Origin of the sequence: Paraburkholderia sp. GAS199 (genome assembly GCF_050436585.1) — a bacterium.
GTDB lineage: Bacteria > Pseudomonadota > Gammaproteobacteria > Burkholderiales > Burkholderiaceae > Paraburkholderia.
On sequence record NZ_JBNDMM010000001.1, the window covers coordinates 813,656 to 830,176 of the forward strand.

Sequence of the window (16,521 nt, forward strand, 5' to 3'; positions counted from 1 at the left end):
TTACTCTTCACGTTCGGGCGTTATAGCGAAACCATGACACTTTATTCAGACTATGATGGATTGCGCTTTACGCTCGACCGATTAGATAGGTCAGGCGCCAAGGTCTGTAGATCAGCAGTCACGTTTTCTAATTGGACGTTTCGGTGAAGCTGTTACTTACGCGAGAAAAAATTAAAATTGACATGCTGAATACCTTAACCATGAGCCGCGAGCAAGAGCAGGATGCAAGGGCTAAAGCGTTTTACCTGCTCAAAAAGTGGACTAGCCTCACCTTCCTGGACTATACCGTCAAGTTGTATCAAGATTTCCTCACGGCCTATGGCACGCAGTTGAATACGCCGAGTCCGAATCAAAGGGATTTAGAGACTTGGTACGTCCACAACTTCCTCAAGCGTGCTGCCCAGATGGAAGATGGTCTTAATTTGTTGCGACAGGGGCGAGACAAGCTTGGTGCCTACCGTGAACTCGTTGGGGGCGGAGAGTTTTCCGACTACCTATTCGGACGAGCAGCGAGTGAGCGGATGATCGAGCATGATCCTTTTTTTCAGCGGCTCGGTGCACGTGTCGTCAGATTCGATAGGCCCATTATTGCTGAAGACTATGTCCTTGGAACCGTGATTACTCATCTGAGCCTGGAGGTGCTCAAATGCACGGGGAATTTCGATTTTTCATACAGGCTCTCTGGAGCGAATGAAAATGGCGGTGGACGTATTTTCCGACATTGGACGTACGAATCGCTATTCCAGGAATCTCCTAAACCAGGGTGGCCGAATTGGCCTCCCGGTCGCAGCTATCCCGCTGACATTCCTTCCTGTCCGCCGAAAAATGAATCTAAGGAAGGTGAGGTGCAGAGTGGTCAAGAGATCCCTATTGAAGGTATCTGGGAGCCGTGGTTGCTGGTCGGAAAGGTTGGCTGCCCGAATTACTTCCTCAAAGGTAGCATCGCCCACACATACCTGCTGGAAGGGACGAATGACGAGCAGGCGGTGCGCTGGCGCTTGCTTTGGGAAGACAAACGTTACCTGAACGGCAGCATCCCTGTTGAAGAGGCAACGTACTTTTCGAGTTCGCCGTGATCAAGCCGGACCATCTCAGCAGTTATTTTGGCGAAGCGTTTGAAGCCAACGTGGCCGTGCCGCTGGAATTTCTGAAACGCGTGCTGTAAGCAATGACAAAGGAGAGAGGCATGGCTCAGTTCGGAGATGCCCTGGCGAAGTTCTACGAGGAACATATGGTCCCCATGGTGTTCAGGCCGTATGCGCAAGAAATGACGTCGAGAGCGATCGCCGCCTCTCCGGAATCAGTTCTCGAAATAGCCGCGGGAACAGGAGTAGTGACGGCCTTGCTCAGCGCTCAACTCGCGCCGGAAGCGGCACTAGTCGCAACAGACATCAGTCAATCGATGATGAACGTCGCGCGGAAACACAGTGCGCCGCGAGTTCATTGGCAGGCTGCTGATGCGCACAGTCTTCCGTTTAAAGACGAATCCTTCGACGTGATTGTCTGCCAGTTCGGCGTTATGTTTTTCTCCGAAAAGGCGAAGGCGTATGCGGAGATAAATCGAGTGCTTAGGCGCGGTGGTCGGTTCATATTCAGCGTGTGGGCGGGAACCAAAGACAACGATCTCGTTGCCACGGTGAATAACGCCGTCGGTGAACTGTTTCCTGAATGGCCGCTGGAATTCTTGGAATCAATTCCACACGGCTATCACGATTACGCTGCAATCCGGAGCGACCTCAAAGGCGGCGGTTTCACTGGAGAGCCGCGATTCGATGCAGTCGCATCTACAAGCGAAGCGCCGTCTGCAAGTCATGCCGCCGCTGCCTATTGCAAGGGGACGCCGCTTCGCAACGAAATTGAGGCGCGCGGAGCAGGGCAAATGGAGGCCGCGTTGCGCAAAGCGGAACAAGCGGTACGCGAAAAATTCGGCGTATCAACTGTGCAAAGCAGGATGCTCGCGCATTTTGTCGAGGTTGATAAGGCGTGAGAGCGAGGCAAGTTTGAACGTCAATGGCATTGATTGAATGCTATCTGATCGTGCCTCGGAGCACAGCTACCTGGCGGAATGAGGACAGGCCGGAAAGATGCCGGCCTTTTTTCGTTATGTGCTTGAGGCGTCTGACTTGAGTCCCTATAACCGGAAGGGTCCACCCCGTAGGCCAGTCTGAAGGCGCGAGCAAAACTACTGCGGCCGGCGTGCAAGCGCTGTTCGCCAAAATGGGGCTTAAAAAGACCGGACAGAATTAGACAGGAGCAACGGTTAATATCACACACTAGGTAGGCGTATCGGAACAGATCTCCCTTTATGGCGACGCGATCGAAGTAGGGCCTAACCAGCGCAGGCTATTTACGTCAGGCACTCCCGGGCTTGCCAGCGACGGCAGCCTCGCCACAGATATCGTTGGCCAGTCAGAGCAAACGTGGGCGAATTTGCAGCAGATGCTCGGGAAGGCAAAAATGTCCGTCAATGACATCGTCAAGGTGACTCCGCATATGCTTAAGGAAGAGGATATTCCGGCGTATGCCAAAGTACGCGCTCGTATCCTGAATGCGCACAAGCCGGTGTTCATGCTAGCGGTCAATCCGGCCCTCATCAAACCGGGTATGCTAGTCGAAGTCGAGATCGTGGCTTCGAAAGCTGTTTGAACGGATAGCGCCCGTAAGCGGTTAATTGGAATACGAAGGTGCCACGCGTTGTCGCGAGACAGGCGTGGCGTTTTACTTTTTGCAGTGATGCGGGACCCATACTTCACGGCGTCACTGCGCACGTACTGAACACGACCAGCATGCCTACTTCGAAAAAGTCGCCTAAAATGCAGGCGGCTTCAACATTTGAATTTACCGTGGCCCTACCGCGGGGATATAAGCCAGTCGACGCTTTGAATTTTCATGGCCGGGACAAGGACGCAGTGTCCGAGATAGTGACCGAATCCCGCTTGCGCAAAGGCATTCTGCTGAGCGGCTTACCGACGGTATTCGATATCGATTTCGAAGCGTCGAAGAATCAGGTCTTGTGCCAGGTCGTGGCGGACGGAGAATTCTCCAGCGAATTGCAACAGGAGGCCATGGATATCACCGCCGGTCTCGTTGGCTTACGCCTGAATCCCAAGGATTTCGCCACTTTCGTCGCGGCCGACCCCGTATTTGGCCCGCTTACCCGGCGACAGAAAAGCCTCCGCATTATCCAGTCAGCGTCGATTTTTGAGGCGCTGACGTGGGCGATCATGGGACAGCAGATCAACGTCGCGTTCGCCGTGTCGCTCAGACGCACGTTTGTCCGCCTGGCGGGCCGGCAGCATAGCAGCGGCCTATGGTGCTATCCGTTTCCTGCGGACGCCGCGCAAATTCCCGTGGACGAACTGACGTCCAGACAGTATTCGCGCTCCAAAGCCGAAACGATATTGCGTCTGGCGTCCCTCGTCGCTACCGGCGAGTTGAATCTCGTCGCTGGGCCGGGAAATTCGGTGGAAGCCATTTGCCAAACGCTGCTCAAGGTAAAAGGCATTGGACCATGGACCGTGAACTACGCGATGTTGCGCGGCTACGGACACGCAGATTGTTCGCTGCACGGAGATGTTGCAGTCAGGTCTGCGATTGCGAAACTGTGGGGGCATGAAACACGGCCGGATATCGCCGCGACAGAGGAATTTCTCAAGCAGTACAGCCCGCATCGCACGATGGCGGCCGCGCATCTCTGGGCGAGCTTGAATACGACATCGAGCTACTAAAGACTTTCGCGTCCAGCAACTCTCGATATGACGAGCGTTGTTATAGCCGCAAAACCGGTACTTGTCGGGTTGCGATATTCTTGAAGTCAATGATTATGCGTTTGGCATAAATCAAGGCGTCAGCGAATAACGTATGCCATGCAGACCATGTGCAATCTACACCCGCGAATCAACCCAGATCCGTCCCCAGGCAGTCGCGTAGTCGATTGCCTGCTCGTGGTCGTAGAAAAAATCCAGTGACGTGAACGCCTGCGGCGGTCGGCCTGGCACTTCGATAATGAGGTCGGAGGAGTGCAAGCCAGCAGGCGCGGGCTGCGCACTAGCACAAAGCCTATGCCCTCTATGGACGCTAGTTTTTGTCGCCATCGCATGTTGCAAAATTTGCATTTTCGAATTTTTAGGGGACATCGCCCCTTGGTTCTCTCAGTGCCGCGATTGTCGCGGCACTAGATTACCTTTCGATGACACGCGATGCGTTGCGGTGCGCGCCAGAGCAAATCGATGAGTTGGCAATCAATGCGTGGCATGTGCCCCGCGAGCGGACGCAACTGGAAGCGTTTTCAGAAGTAAAGGTTACCGTCTGGATGGCGGCGGCAATCTTCAGACGTGATCCGGTGACCGACGTCAGATTTCAGAAGCGGAACTAGCTAAAGCTCTATCAGGACACGAATTTCGTACTTTCGGTGACACTCGACAAGCTTGCTTCGTTGCTTTCAGCAACCTGAAGATGTATTGATCAATGCGCCAGCGCTAAGCCTCGCTGACGCTTTCGTCCTCCATTTGGCGAAGCACGGAATGAAAGCTTTTCAGCAAGCTCCCTCCAGGCATACCGGTCTCCCCAAACAGACGCCTCTGCACCTCGACGACGACCGGCAGCGACTGACGCATGCTTTGCAAACCGGCTTCGGTTAGCGCGATGTTTTTTGCGCGCACATCGGCTTCGCTTGTCGTCCTGATGACCATTCCTTTTTGCTCGAGCGATTTGAGCATCTGGGACAACTGCACTTTGTGAATATCGCTATGTCGGACCAGACTCGTCAAGGTGACGGTGTCGCCGTCCTGACCCAGCCACGCGGTGAGCGTGAGTGTCGTGAATTGCAGATGGGTAAGGTCGAGCGGCGACAACACTCTATCTACTTCGCGTTGATAGAGATGGAACATCTTCCAGAGAACGAATCCAATCGCCCGTTCGGGCGCACCTAGCGAAACGCTCTCGAAGGTTTTGCGAATCCTGGTGTGTTTGACTGTCATGTGAAGACGCGCTCCTGCAAGAGGAAAAATGAGCCTTGCATCGATGGTAGATGAGTACTATTGTAAATGCATTAACTATTCGTGCCTAACCTAGATAATTTTCAGGAGATCACGATGAATCGAACACCTCTCAGCATCGCATTCTGGAACTACGACCGCGTTCAGCCCCTCGTCAGCGGAGCCATCGACATTGACGGCGTCGACGCGTCCTTCCACACCGAGCGGATCGTCACCGAGATTTTCAAGGGCATGATTGCCGACCGAAAGTATGACGTGTCCGAACTTGGCATGACGTATCTTCTTCGTGTCCTTGACAAGCCAGACCCTGAATTCGTCGGTATTCCTGTATTTCTGAATCGCGCATTTCGTCATTCGGCAATTTATATCAACAACGCCAGTGGCATCGAGCGCCCCGAAGATCTTGCGGGCAAGAGGATAGGCGAGCTTGCGCTTTACGGGCACGACGCGGGTGTGATGCCCAAAGGCATACTGTCGGATGAATTCGGATTCAGGCCCGAAACTGCACGATGGCTCATCGGCGCCATCGACTTTCCGATGGAGCCGGTCAGGTATGTGCCACAACCTCACCCGGACCACGTGCAGGTCGAATGGGCGGCCGCCGATGCCGACCTCGGCAAGATGCTCGAGAAGGGCGAACTCGACGCGCTGATTTCAGCGGACGTGCCGAAGTGCGTGCTCGATGGCTCGCCTAACGTCAGCCGACTGTTCAAGGATTTTGTGAGTGTTGAGCGTGATTATTACGCGCGCACCGGCGTATTCCCAATCATGCATACGGTCGCGGTAAGGCGAGAACTTGCCGAGACTCGGCCCGACCTTGTGAAGGCACTTTACGCGGCGCTCTGCGAGGCGAAAGATTCGACGATGCAAGGATTGCTTCGAGGCATGACGTTCAACAATATGTCGCTCATGTTGCCTTGGGCGACAAATCTTTTGCAGGAGAATCGCGATGTGCTCGGACAAGACTGGTGGCCGTATGGTGTAGCGAAGAATCGTCCGGCGGTCGATGCGATCTTGCGCTATCACTACGAGCAGGGAATTACGTCGCGGCAGTTTGTTGCGGATGAGGTGTTTGTGCCTTATTTGATGGATACGTAAGGGCTTCGTTACGGTTGGCGATTGCTCTTTTATGTCGCGATAGATGCCTATATGGCCTGGCGACCGCGCGGCGGCTTCGTCACGACATTAATGCGTTATCTACCCCGGACGCAGCACCTTCAACACCGCACTACCCGTCGCCACCCGACTGTTCAAAACAAGCAACTCCCCCCGAGTAAAGACCAATTCCCGGGTTGTCTTGATGATCTCGGCACGGGCTTCAACGAAATCCCCGGCTTTCACCGCAGAGAGAAATTGTGAGTCGAACTGGATCGTCACGCACGGCAGTCGCCCGTTGACCTGCCACGCAGCCGTGCTGAGTACCTGATCGAGCAAGGTGGTCAACATGCCCCCGTGAACGACGCCGGCGGGGTTCAGATGCTGTTCGCCCATCAACACGCCAAACGAGAGCATGTCGTCATGCGTGCGGCTCCATAGCGGCCCCACGAGACCGGTGAAACCCCTCGGCGTATGCTGACGCCAACCGTCGTGCGCAAGTTGCTCGCTGATATGCGGTGACGTCATGATCAGCGCACCGAAATCACAGTCGCGGCAAGTTCGGCCGCTGCTTTGCCGAGGTCGCTGGCGAGCGCGTTCGTGTCCGCAGCAGTGAGTTGACTCATGAGACCGACCGCTGCGAGGCCGAATACCATCCGTTGCCGCGAGTCCAGCACAGGTACGCCAATTACCGTGACGCCTGCAATGTAATTGCCGCGATCGACGGCATAGCCCTGTTTCCGGGTGGTGTCGACTTCTTTCATCCACGTATCGAAAGTGGGCGGATTCTGCCAACGCAGCGTCTCGAATCCGCTTTGCAGTTCTTCGCGCGTGTAGTCGCCGTAAGCGGCCACGCAGCGTCCCGTTGCGCTGATGAGCGCGGGAAAGCGGCTGCCGAGTTCGACACGCAGGCTAAGCGGCATTTCCGATGCCGAGAGCGCTTTCACGACCATATGCTTCAGGCCGCTCGCTTCGACGCCCATCGTGGTGACGCCGTATCGCGACGCCAGATCATCGAGGAACGGTTGCGCCAGGTCGCCGAATCCGCCGCTTCTCAGAGCGCTCCGTGCGAGCGACAACATGCCCGCACCTACCGAATAGCGCTTGGTGGAGGGATCGACTTTGACCAGTTCTTCTTCTACGAGTACGCGAAGGATATGCAGACACGTGCTCGGCACGAGTTCCAGTTCGTCGGCGATCGCCTTGACGCCGAGCGGCCCCGCGCTATTGCCGAGCAAACGCAGGATCGCGATGGACCGTGTGACGGCCGGGACTGGGCGCACGCGCGGTCCGGCTGCCTTTTTCTCTTTCTGATGCTCGTTGCCACCTGTCGTCATTTTTCCTCCTTTTTGTATATAGACAAACGTACATGCTATTTGACAAAAGATCAAGCCGCGCCTAAAGTGAATCCAACAAGATGATTCAGTAAAAACAGCGGAGACACATCAGATGACCAGACTAACGGCATACACGTCCTATGCCGACGCCCAGCAGCACTTTAGCGCGCAGAAGCTATGGGACCTCGTCGACGGCGAGGCTCCGCTTCTGAACATCGCCCACGAGTGTGTCGACCGATATGCCGATGAAGACCGCAGCGCGGTCATCATCGCGCACGCAGAAGGGCACGACGAAGTGCTCAGTTTTCGCGAGCTTTCAGAAACCTCCGCACAGGTCGCACATTATCTGCACGCCCAAGGCGTACGAACGGGCGATCGTGTCGGCATCATGCTCGAACCGTCGCTTGCTTTCTATGCTTCGCTGTTCGGCGTATTGAAACTGGGTGCGATTGCCGTGCCGCTCTTTACGCTGTTCGGACCCGATGGGCTTCGGCTTCGTGTTCAGGACTGCAAACCACGTCTGCTGATTACGAACGAAGAAAAGGCGCCGATCGCGGCAACGATCGGGATGAATACGGTTGTCGCCAACGGCGACTGGTTGCAAGGTCTGGCGGCTTATCCCACTCACTACGCCACCGCCACGCACAGTGATGATCTGGCGATTTTCCAGTACACGTCCGGGACGACTCGCGAATTGCCCGATGCGGTACGGCACACGCATCGCGCACTCGTCATGGTGCTGCGCGCGGCGCTTTATGGCACCGGTGTGCGTCCGGGCGAACGCTTTTTCTGCCCGTCGTCGCCGGCGTGGGGACACGGTCTCTGGCACGGCACGCTGGCGCCGCTCGCGTTGGGTGCGACTATCGGCGCATATGCGGGCAAATTCTCTGCGGAACGCCTGTTGAAGGCGTTGCAGGATCATCGCTTCGTGAATATGTCGGCCGCCGCCACGCATTACAGAATGATGCGCAATTCCGGTGTGGCCGAGCAATACCGCTATGCGATCGACAAGCTGTCTTTTACCGGCGAGCCCATCGATAGCGAAACGATGGAGTTCGTGCAGAAAACTTTTAACTGTACGGTGTGCAGCATGTACGGCACGACCGAGATAGGCGTGATTCTGGTCAGCTATCCGGGCGCGGACGATTTCCCGGTCAAACCGGGTTCGCTCGGTAAAGCCGTGCCGGGTGTTCGGGTAGAAGTGCACGACGTGGAAGGGCGGCAGTGTGCCCCCGACGTCACGGGAGAGTTGACAGTCTGGCGAGGCGGCAAATGGTTGCCGACCAAAGATCTCGGTCGGGTCGACGAGGACGGTTATTTTTACCATCGTGGTCGAGCGGACGACGTGATCATTTCCGCTGGTTGGACGATCAGCGCAGTGGAAATAGAAGACGCCGTGCTGAAGCATCCAGACGTCCGCGAAACGGCGGCGATCGGTGTGGCCGATCCGTTACGCGGCCAGGTCGTCAAAGCCTTCGTGGTGGCTGAGAGAATTGGTGATGAAAATTTTACAAAAGAAATTCAGGATTCCGTACGAATGCGTCTGAGTCAGCATGAGTACCCCAGAGTAGTCGAATACGTGGCCGAGTTGCCGAAGAATCCGGCTGGCAAGGTCAATCGAAAAGCGTTGCGTGACCGGGAACGCGTCACGACGGCAGTTTCAAGTTAAACCGTGAGGAGAGAGTGAATGGCAGAAGATCAGGCAATGTTCCCCAAGATCACCGAAAAAGGTCTGGAAGAGTTGAGCAAGCGAATCGGCGTGGACGTGGGGGCGACCGCCGAACCGTGGTGTTATGAAGCAACGCGCGACAATATCCGCCACTATGCTCACGGTATTGGCGACGACAACCCGCTGTGGTGCAATCCGGACTACGCGGCGCAGACACGCCATAAGGGGATCGTCGCGCTGCCGAGCTTCCTGTTCACCACGAGCCGCATCGTCTCCGGTTATGTGGGCGGTCTGCCTGGCGTCCACGCCATGTGGTCCGGTGCCGACTGGAATTGGCACAAACAGGTCGAGCGCAACGACGTGATCACCACGCAGGCAAAGCTGAAAGACCTGATCGAGCACGAGACGCGTTTTGCGGGTCGTGCAATCCAGCAGATCTATCATGTCGATTTCTATAACCAGGATGGCGACCTCGTGGCCGACGCGGATAGCTGGTGTTTCCGCACCGAACGCGACCATGCGCGTGAGCAGGGCACGAAATATCGCGATGTGAAGTCGAAGCCGCCGCGCATTTACACGGAAGAAGAGCTCGCCGCGGCCTACGATCTCTATCGCAACGAAAAAGTGCGAGGGGCCGAGACCCGCTATTGGGAAGATGTCACGGAAGGCGAAGAATTGCCGGTCATGTTCAAAGGGCCGATGACGGTTACCGGTTTCATTGCCTACGCGCAAGGATGGGGCGGGCTCTATATCCGCGCCAACAAACTAGCGTGGCAGCTGATCGACGCGCATCCCGGTGTGGGCATCAAGAATCGCTTCGGTATTCCGGACTGCCCGGAGCGCGTGCACTGGGAAGAGGAGTTCGCGCTTCGCGTGGGTGCGCCGGGTGCTTACGATTACGGTCCGGAGCGCTGTTCGTGGCTCACTCATCACCTGACAAACTGGATGGGCGACGATGGCTTCCTGCGTCGTGCGACCTGCAAGATTCGCCGCCATAATCCTGCGGGTGACATGCTGTTCATCAAAGGCAAGGTCAAGCGCAAATTCATCGAGGCGGGCCGGCATTTGGTCGAGATCGAGCAGGAAGCGCGCAATCAGGACGATGAACTGTCGGTACTCGGAAGCGGCGTGGTCGAATTGCCTAGCCGCGGCTAAACAAGGAAGAAAGGGCCGAGCATAACGGCCCACTTCGAAAAAACAGGAGACGCTGATGACTGAAGCGCGAGTGGACACCTCGAACGGAAGAGGCATGTCGCGAGGCGCATTGCACGGCCTGAAGGTGCTCGATCTGTCGAGGGTGCTGGCGGGGCCTTTCGCTGCCCAGATACTTGCCGACCACGGCGCGGATGTCACCAAGATCGAGCCTCCTCAAGGCGACGAGACACGCGAACTCGGGCCGCCTTTTGTCGACGAAAGCGCGGCGTATTTTCACGGGCTCAACCGGAACAAGCGGGCCATTTCGCTCGACCTGTCCTGTTCACAAGGGCGGGAAGTGTTGCTTGCCATGCTCGCCGACGCGGACGTTCTGGTGGAGAATTTTCTACCTGGCACGATGAAAAAGTGGGGGCTGGATTACCCGGACGTTTTGCAGGCCCGCTTTCCTCGGCTCATCTATTGCCGTATTTCAGGTTTCGGCAATAGCGGACCGTTGTCGGCCATGCCCGGATACGACGCGGTGCTCCAGGCGTTCTGCGGGCTGATGAGCATCAATGGGCATCGCGAAAGCGGGCCCACGAGGATCGGCATTCCGATCGTCGATACGGCGGTGGGACTCTCGTCGGTCATCGGCATTCTTCTGGCCGTGGCAGAGCGCGCGGGGTCCGGACTCGGACAAATGGTGGACACGTCCCTATTCGAAACTGCGCTCAGTCTGCTGCATCCGCATCCCGCGAACTGGTTTGCTTCCGGCAATACGCCGGTCCTGACCGGCAACGCGCATCCCAACATCGCACCGTATGACACGTTCACGGCCGCCCGTGGCGAGATTTTTATCGGGGTGGTCAACGATGGTCAGTTCCGGCGATTCTGCAATGTGATCGGCCGCGCGGAACTGGTGTCGGACGCGCGTTTCGCCACTAATCGCGCGCGTGTCGAGAATCGCGCGGCGCTGCGCAAAGAAATCGAGCCCGTAATACGCGATTTCGATGCTGCCGATCTGTGCAGCCGTTTGACCGAGGCCGGTGTGTCGGCGTCGCGAATCAACTCCGTGGCGGAAGCGCTGCAGCATCCGCACACACTCGCCCGCGACATGGTGGTCGAACTCGATGGCTATAAGGGTGTCGGCATTCCCGTCAAGCTGTCGCGCACGCCTGGCTCGGTTCGCACGCCGCCACCCAGTTTTGCCGCCGACACCGAAGCGGTGCTGCGAGAGACCGGCTATGACGCGCAAGCGGCGCTCGCTTTGATTGAATCGGGCGCCGTGCCCACGCGAAGGCGAATGAAGACCTGACGCGACTTGCGCGTAGCCGCATCCCTACCGTTCAATAAAAAGGCTGCCCGAAGCGGCTGCCAGAAGGAGACAGGAATGGCTAGCAACGATAGCCGGGGCACGCGCATGTCGCGTGACGACCGGCGTGTTCTGATTGCGTCGTCTCTCGGCGCAGTATTCGAAGCCTACGATTTCTATCTGGCCGGCTCGCTCGCGGTCATTATCAGCAAGCAGTTTTTCTCTGGCGTTAATCCCGGTGCGGCATTCGTATTCACGCTCCTTAGTTTTGCGGCGGGATTCGCGGTGCGCCCGCTCGGGTCGATCGTGTTCGGTCGGATCGGCGACAAGATCGGCCGCAAATATACGTTTCTCTTTACAATTTCGGTAATGGGTATTTCGACCTTTCTCATCGGTCTTCTACCCAGCTTTAGCCAGATTGGTATTGCGGCGCCGATTATCTTTATTGGCTTGCGGCTGCTGCAGGGCCTCTCGCTTGGTGGCGAATACAGCGGCGCCGCAACGTATGTGGCCGAACACGCACCCACTGCCAAGCGCGGCGCGTGGACTGCGTGGATTCAGACACCCGCGACCTTGAGCCTGCTTCTCTCACTCGTCATCATCATCGCAGTGCGCTACAGCGTCGGCGAGGCAGCATTTTCCGACTGGGGCTGGCGTGTGCCGTTCCTTCTCTCTGCGGTGTTATTGGGGGCGTCAGTCTGGATTCGTTTGAAGCTGCACGAATCACCCGTTTTCAGCCGAATGAAGGCGCAAAATAAAGTGTCGAAGGCACCACTGAAGGAAGCGTTCGGTCAGTGGCGTAATCTGCGGCTCTCGTTGATCGCGCTATTCGGTCTCGTGGCGGGGCAGGCCGTCGTACTCTACACGGGGCAGTTTTACGCACTTTTCTTCCTGACACAGACGCTCAAGGTCGACATCATGACGGCGAACGTCATGATCGGTATTGCGTTGATTGTTTGCACGCCAATGTTCATTGTCTTTGGTGCGTTGTCGGACAGGGTGGGACGCAAACCCGTCATCATGACGGGTCTTCTGATTGCCGCGTTTGCCTATTTCCCCTTGTTCAAGGGACTCACGCATTATGTGAACCCGGCATTGGAACGCGCGCTGGACCGGTCGCCGATCGAGGTTGTTGCAGATCCCGCCGATTGTTCTTTCCAGTTCAACCCGACAGGTACGGCGCGCTTCACGAGTTCCTGCGACGTTGCGAAACAGGCGCTCGCCAAGGCCGGCTTGAGCTATCGCAATGTCGAATCCGCGGGTGCGTCGGTGGCGTTGGTGCACGTCGGCGCGGCCAGTGTGCAGTCTTACTCGGCCAACGCGCCACAAGGCAAAGCGGAGGAGCGCCGCTTCAGCGCTGAACTGACCGATGCATTGTCGAAGGCGGGATATCCACTCCAGGCCGATCCCGCGCAAATCAACTGGATCATGGCGCTGGCCGTGCTGATTGCGCTCGGCTTACTCATCACGGCAACGTATGGCCCGGTGGCAGCTGTGCTGGCGGAGATGTTTCCCACGCGCATCCGTTATACAGCTGTCTCTCTACCATACAACATCGGCAACGGCTGGTTTGGTGGCTTCTTGCCGGCCACGGCCTTTGCGATCGTCGCCGCGCGCGGCGATATCTATGCCGGGTTGTGGTACCCGGTCATCCTGATCGCGATGACGTTCGTGGTGGGTGTGGTGTTTCTGCCCGAAACGAAGTGCGTTGATCTCGAGGCGGAACTCGCGGTTAAAGCTGCTGATCCGTCGCATGAAACGTACGGTGCAACGCCGTCACAGATCGACATAAAGCAATCGGACGCAGGTTAGTTATTCATCGTCAATAAACGGTTTAAAACATTCATATTAATTAGTAAGCCGAATGAAACTGAGTTGACGTGATTTTTCCAAAGAGGCGATAGAACGGATTCGTTCCAGCAGCATCAGTATCTGACGTGGCGAGATTACGAGACCACAAAACAGGAGACGAAAATGAAAAGACGCGTTTTATTGATGGCGGTAGCGCCAGGCGTTCTGATATCCGCCAGCGCTTTCGCTCAATCCTCGGTCACTATCTACGGGATTATCGATCAGGGCCTCAACTACATCAGCAACGCCCAGTCCATTGATCCATCAGGCCGCCGTGCGGGGCATACGCAATACTCCACCAGTAGTACGGTGATGGCAGGCAATCAGCTTGGGTTTCAGGGAACCGAAGATCTGGGACAACAGTACAAGGCGATTTTCAAGTTGGAAACGGGTTTCGACATCGGCACTGGAAAACTTCAGGAAGGCGGTACGTTCTTCGGCCGGCAAGCCTACGTTGGCTTGGGCGCGCCCTACGCCACGCTGACGCTCGGCCGCCAGTATGATTCGGTGGTCGACTTTCTTCGTCCGTTGAGTGCGGCTTCCGCGGGCGGCGGCGGGACATATTCGTCGCACGGCAACGATATCGACAACCTGGCCGATACCTACCGTACGAACAACGCGGTGAAGCTCACCAGCGCGCCGTATCATGGACTGGTCGTGAGCGGCATGTACAGCTTCGGTGGCGTTGCTGGGTCCATGTCGAGGAATAGCATCTATTCATTCGGCGCGTCTTTCGTGCACGGACCCGTCAAGGTGGGAGCCGCATACCTGAAGGTCCACGATCCGAACCAGTCTTTCTTCGGCGACAACCAGCTCAGCTCGACCACGGCCAATAACCTCGGCGCGACAACGGGCGTTCAAGCCAATCCAGTCTACGGAGGATTCGCTTCCGCCAGCACGTATCAGGTGATCGCCGCCGGTGCGCAGTATGGAACTAGCACGTTATTCGTCGGCGCTAACTACTCCAATATCCGGTTCGGTGGACTCGGAGATCCCGCGTCGGGAACACTGTCACTGACCAATCCGTTTGGATATAACGGAAATGCTGTGTTCAACAGCTATGCTGCTTACGTGCGCTACCTTGTCACGCCCGCGTTCGCTCTGGTTGGGGCCTACGATTTCCTGACCGGCGGCGCGGTGGACGGCAAGCCGCCGGCGCACTACAACCAGTTCAATGCGGCAGCGCATTATCTGTTGTCGAAGCGCACGGACGTTTATTTGCTGGGCACCTATGTGATGGCGGGCGGAACGGACTCGACAGGGCAGCAGGCTGTGGCGTCGGTTCTCACGGTAACGCCGTCGAACAGCGCGCGGCAGCTTATCTTGCGCGTCGGGTTGATGCATTTTTTCTGAGCGTGTGTGTACATTACGCGACTAGCGATTCCTATATCGCACGCGCGTCTGCAGTTGATACCGCTCACATTGCAAACGTTACTCACGTGGCGGAAAACCATATGCATGGCATTCCGCCTCAACTGTCGGCTCAATGTATTTCTACGTACAGCCTTATTTGCGCGCCCGCCAAATCTCGGCAGGTACGGCGCGCTCTAGCCTTTGCGCGGTTGTGACTGGCCGCTGACTGCGAGCGAAAGTTCGAGCAATAGTCCCCCCAGCCAAATCCATCCCCACCCCAATCCCCCTCACCCAGTCATGCCGCCACGGCATGACTTGCCATCGACAAAAGGTTTTTGTCAGCAAGCGTCCGCACAGGCAAAGTGCTGAAAAAATGGAGACGCAGCTTGAAAACCACTTCGCTCGTTGAGCTTTGCCTGTCTGGCTAAGCCTCAGTTCACTCTCGCTTTGCAACACATTGGCGGCTCGCGAGCCGCCGGTTTGCCCGATCACCCGCTGTCGACGTGATCCGACCGCGCACGTCCGTACGGGCCAGGCGCAGCGGATCCCGGCACGCCTTTTCGCCTCACCCATACAAATAAAATCCGGAGAATCAGATGAAGAAGACCTTGATTGCACTCGCACTAGTGACTGCATTGCCGCAACTCTCCTACGCGCAAAGCAGCGTGACGCTCGCGGGCGTGATCGATGTCGGCATTAACGACGTGACCAACGCCGGCGGTGCGCATCAATACATGATGTCGAGCGGCGTGAACAACGGAAGCCGGGTCATCTTTCGCGGAATCGAAGATCTGGGTGGCGGTCTCAAGTCGCTGTTCTTCCTCGAAAACGGGTTTAACGTCAATAACGGTGGCTTGGGGCAGGGCGGTTTGCTGTTCGGTCGTCAGGCCTATGTCGGACTGGCAAGCGGTCAATTCGGTTCGGTGACGCTCGGTCGTCAATACGATTCCATCGTCGACTACGTCGGCCAGATCGCGGCGGCGGACAACTGGGGCGGTTATATTTCGGCCCACCCAGGCGACCTCGACAACTTCAACAACAGTTACCGCACGAACAACTCGATCAAATACACGAGTCCGACACTTGGCGGATTCACGTTCGGCGGTGTGTACGGTCTGGGTGGCGTGGCCGGTGATGTCACGCGCAATCAGGTCTGGTCGTTCGGTGCGGCCTATGCAAACGGACCGTTGAGCCTTGGCGTCGCGATGCTCAATGCTCGCAATCCCAACCTCAGTTTCTTCGGCAACAACTCGCAGACGACGCTCACTGCGGCGACGGCTAACGGCACAGTTACGCCGGTCTATAGCGGCTTCATGTCTGCGCGCAGTTACACGTCGATTGGTGCAGCGGCCGCCTACACGATCGGCAAGGGAACAGCGGCGCTCACGTATTCGAATGTCCGCTTTAGCAATATGGGCGATGCGAGTTCGGGGCCGAATCCGGTGCACTACACCGGCACGGCGATGTTCAACAATGCGGAAGTCAGCTTCCGTTATCGACTCACACCCGACTGGCTGTTGGGCGCCGCCTACGATTTCACCGATGGCAACGGCGCTGGCGGCAACGACGGCGCTCGCTATCACCAGGGCGAAATGACCGCACAGTACTTTCTCTCCAAGCGCACGACGTTGTACGTCATCGGTGTCTATCAGCATGCAGCCGGCGTCGATTCGACGGGCAAGCGTGCAGTCGCGGCGATCAATCTGCTGACGCCTTCGTCATCCAACTCGCAAACCGTGGTGCGCGTGGGATTCCGGCATAAATTCTGATCGT

The 16,521-nt window shown here is 56.9% G+C and carries 13 protein-coding genes and 2 pseudogenes; 12 read left to right on the forward strand and 3 right to left on the reverse strand.

Annotated features, from left to right (window positions below; all coding sequences use genetic code 11):
* Positions 1–143 precede the first annotated feature (143 nt).
* The 4 genes from P3T18_RS03520 (at position 144) to P3T18_RS03535 (ending at position 3,728) form a co-directional block, all read left to right on the forward strand.
* On the forward strand, positions 144–1,076 hold the full coding sequence (locus P3T18_RS03520; RefSeq protein WP_429298517.1) for an Imm72 family immunity protein: 933 nt from the start codon (positions 144–146) through the stop codon (positions 1,074–1,076).
* A gap of 110 nt (positions 1,077–1,186) precedes the next feature.
* The gene (locus P3T18_RS03525; protein WP_429298518.1) at positions 1,187–1,987 is read left to right on the forward strand and encodes a class I SAM-dependent methyltransferase; all 801 of its coding nucleotides are present in this window, start codon (positions 1,187–1,189) and stop codon (positions 1,985–1,987) included.
* Between the two features lie 329 nt (positions 1,988–2,316).
* A complete protein-coding gene (locus tag P3T18_RS03530; RefSeq protein WP_429299032.1) occupies positions 2,317–2,646 on the forward strand; it encodes a RidA family protein in 330 nt (109 codons plus the stop codon).
* Between the two features lie 140 nt (positions 2,647–2,786).
* Complete coding sequence (locus P3T18_RS03535; protein WP_429298519.1) at positions 2,787–3,728, forward strand: DNA-3-methyladenine glycosylase family protein; 942 nt, start codon at positions 2,787–2,789, stop codon at positions 3,726–3,728.
* Positions 3,729–4,478: 750 nt separating this feature from the next.
* On the opposite strand, the gene P3T18_RS03540 is transcribed toward P3T18_RS03535, so the two are convergent.
* The gene (locus tag P3T18_RS03540; protein WP_429298520.1) at positions 4,479–4,979 is read right to left on the reverse strand and encodes a MarR family winged helix-turn-helix transcriptional regulator; all 501 of its coding nucleotides are present in this window, start codon (positions 4,977–4,979) and stop codon (positions 4,479–4,481) included.
* A 114-nt stretch (positions 4,980–5,093) separates the two neighbouring features.
* Here P3T18_RS03540 and P3T18_RS03545 point away from each other — a divergent pair, with 114 nt between their 5' ends.
* The gene (locus P3T18_RS03545; RefSeq protein ID WP_429298521.1) at positions 5,094–6,095 is read left to right on the forward strand and encodes a hypothetical protein; all 1,002 of its coding nucleotides are present in this window, start codon (positions 5,094–5,096) and stop codon (positions 6,093–6,095) included.
* A gap of 99 nt (positions 6,096–6,194) precedes the next feature.
* Here P3T18_RS03545 and P3T18_RS03550 read toward each other — a convergent pair whose 3' ends face one another.
* Positions 6,195–6,620, reverse strand: a complete 426-nt coding sequence (locus tag P3T18_RS03550; protein WP_429298522.1) for a PaaI family thioesterase — start codon at positions 6,618–6,620, stop codon at positions 6,195–6,197.
* Between the two features lie 2 nt (positions 6,621–6,622).
* Positions 6,623–7,429, reverse strand: a complete 807-nt coding sequence (locus P3T18_RS03555; RefSeq protein WP_429298523.1) for an IclR family transcriptional regulator — start codon at positions 7,427–7,429, stop codon at positions 6,623–6,625.
* 112 nt (positions 7,430–7,541) lie between these two features.
* Here P3T18_RS03555 and P3T18_RS03560 point away from each other — a divergent pair, with 112 nt between their 5' ends.
* From P3T18_RS03560 to P3T18_RS03590, 7 genes and pseudogenes are all read left to right on the forward strand, one after another.
* Positions 7,542–9,098: an acyl-CoA synthetase gene (locus P3T18_RS03560; RefSeq protein ID WP_429298524.1), complete on the forward strand. Its 1,557-nt coding sequence runs from the start codon at positions 7,542–7,544 to the stop codon at positions 9,096–9,098.
* Between the two features lie 18 nt (positions 9,099–9,116).
* A complete protein-coding gene (locus tag P3T18_RS03565) occupies positions 9,117–10,253 on the forward strand; it encodes an FAS1-like dehydratase domain-containing protein (protein ID WP_429298525.1) in 1,137 nt (378 codons plus the stop codon).
* A gap of 55 nt (positions 10,254–10,308) precedes the next feature.
* Entirely contained in the window at positions 10,309–11,547 is a 1,239-nt protein-coding gene (locus P3T18_RS03570; protein WP_429298526.1) for a CaiB/BaiF CoA transferase family protein, read from the forward strand.
* Between the two features lie 105 nt (positions 11,548–11,652).
* A pseudogene (locus P3T18_RS03575) lies at positions 11,653–12,796 on the forward strand (MFS transporter); the annotation flags it as partial.
* Between the two features lie 122 nt (positions 12,797–12,918).
* Positions 12,919–13,269: pseudogene (locus P3T18_RS03580) on the forward strand (MFS transporter); the annotation flags it as partial.
* A 249-nt stretch (positions 13,270–13,518) separates the two neighbouring features.
* Entirely contained in the window at positions 13,519–14,748 is a 1,230-nt protein-coding gene (locus P3T18_RS03585) for a porin (RefSeq protein WP_429298527.1), read from the forward strand.
* A 596-nt stretch (positions 14,749–15,344) separates the two neighbouring features.
* Positions 15,345–16,517: a porin gene (locus tag P3T18_RS03590; protein WP_429298528.1), complete on the forward strand. Its 1,173-nt coding sequence runs from the start codon at positions 15,345–15,347 to the stop codon at positions 16,515–16,517.
* Positions 16,518–16,521: the final 4 nt, after the last annotated feature.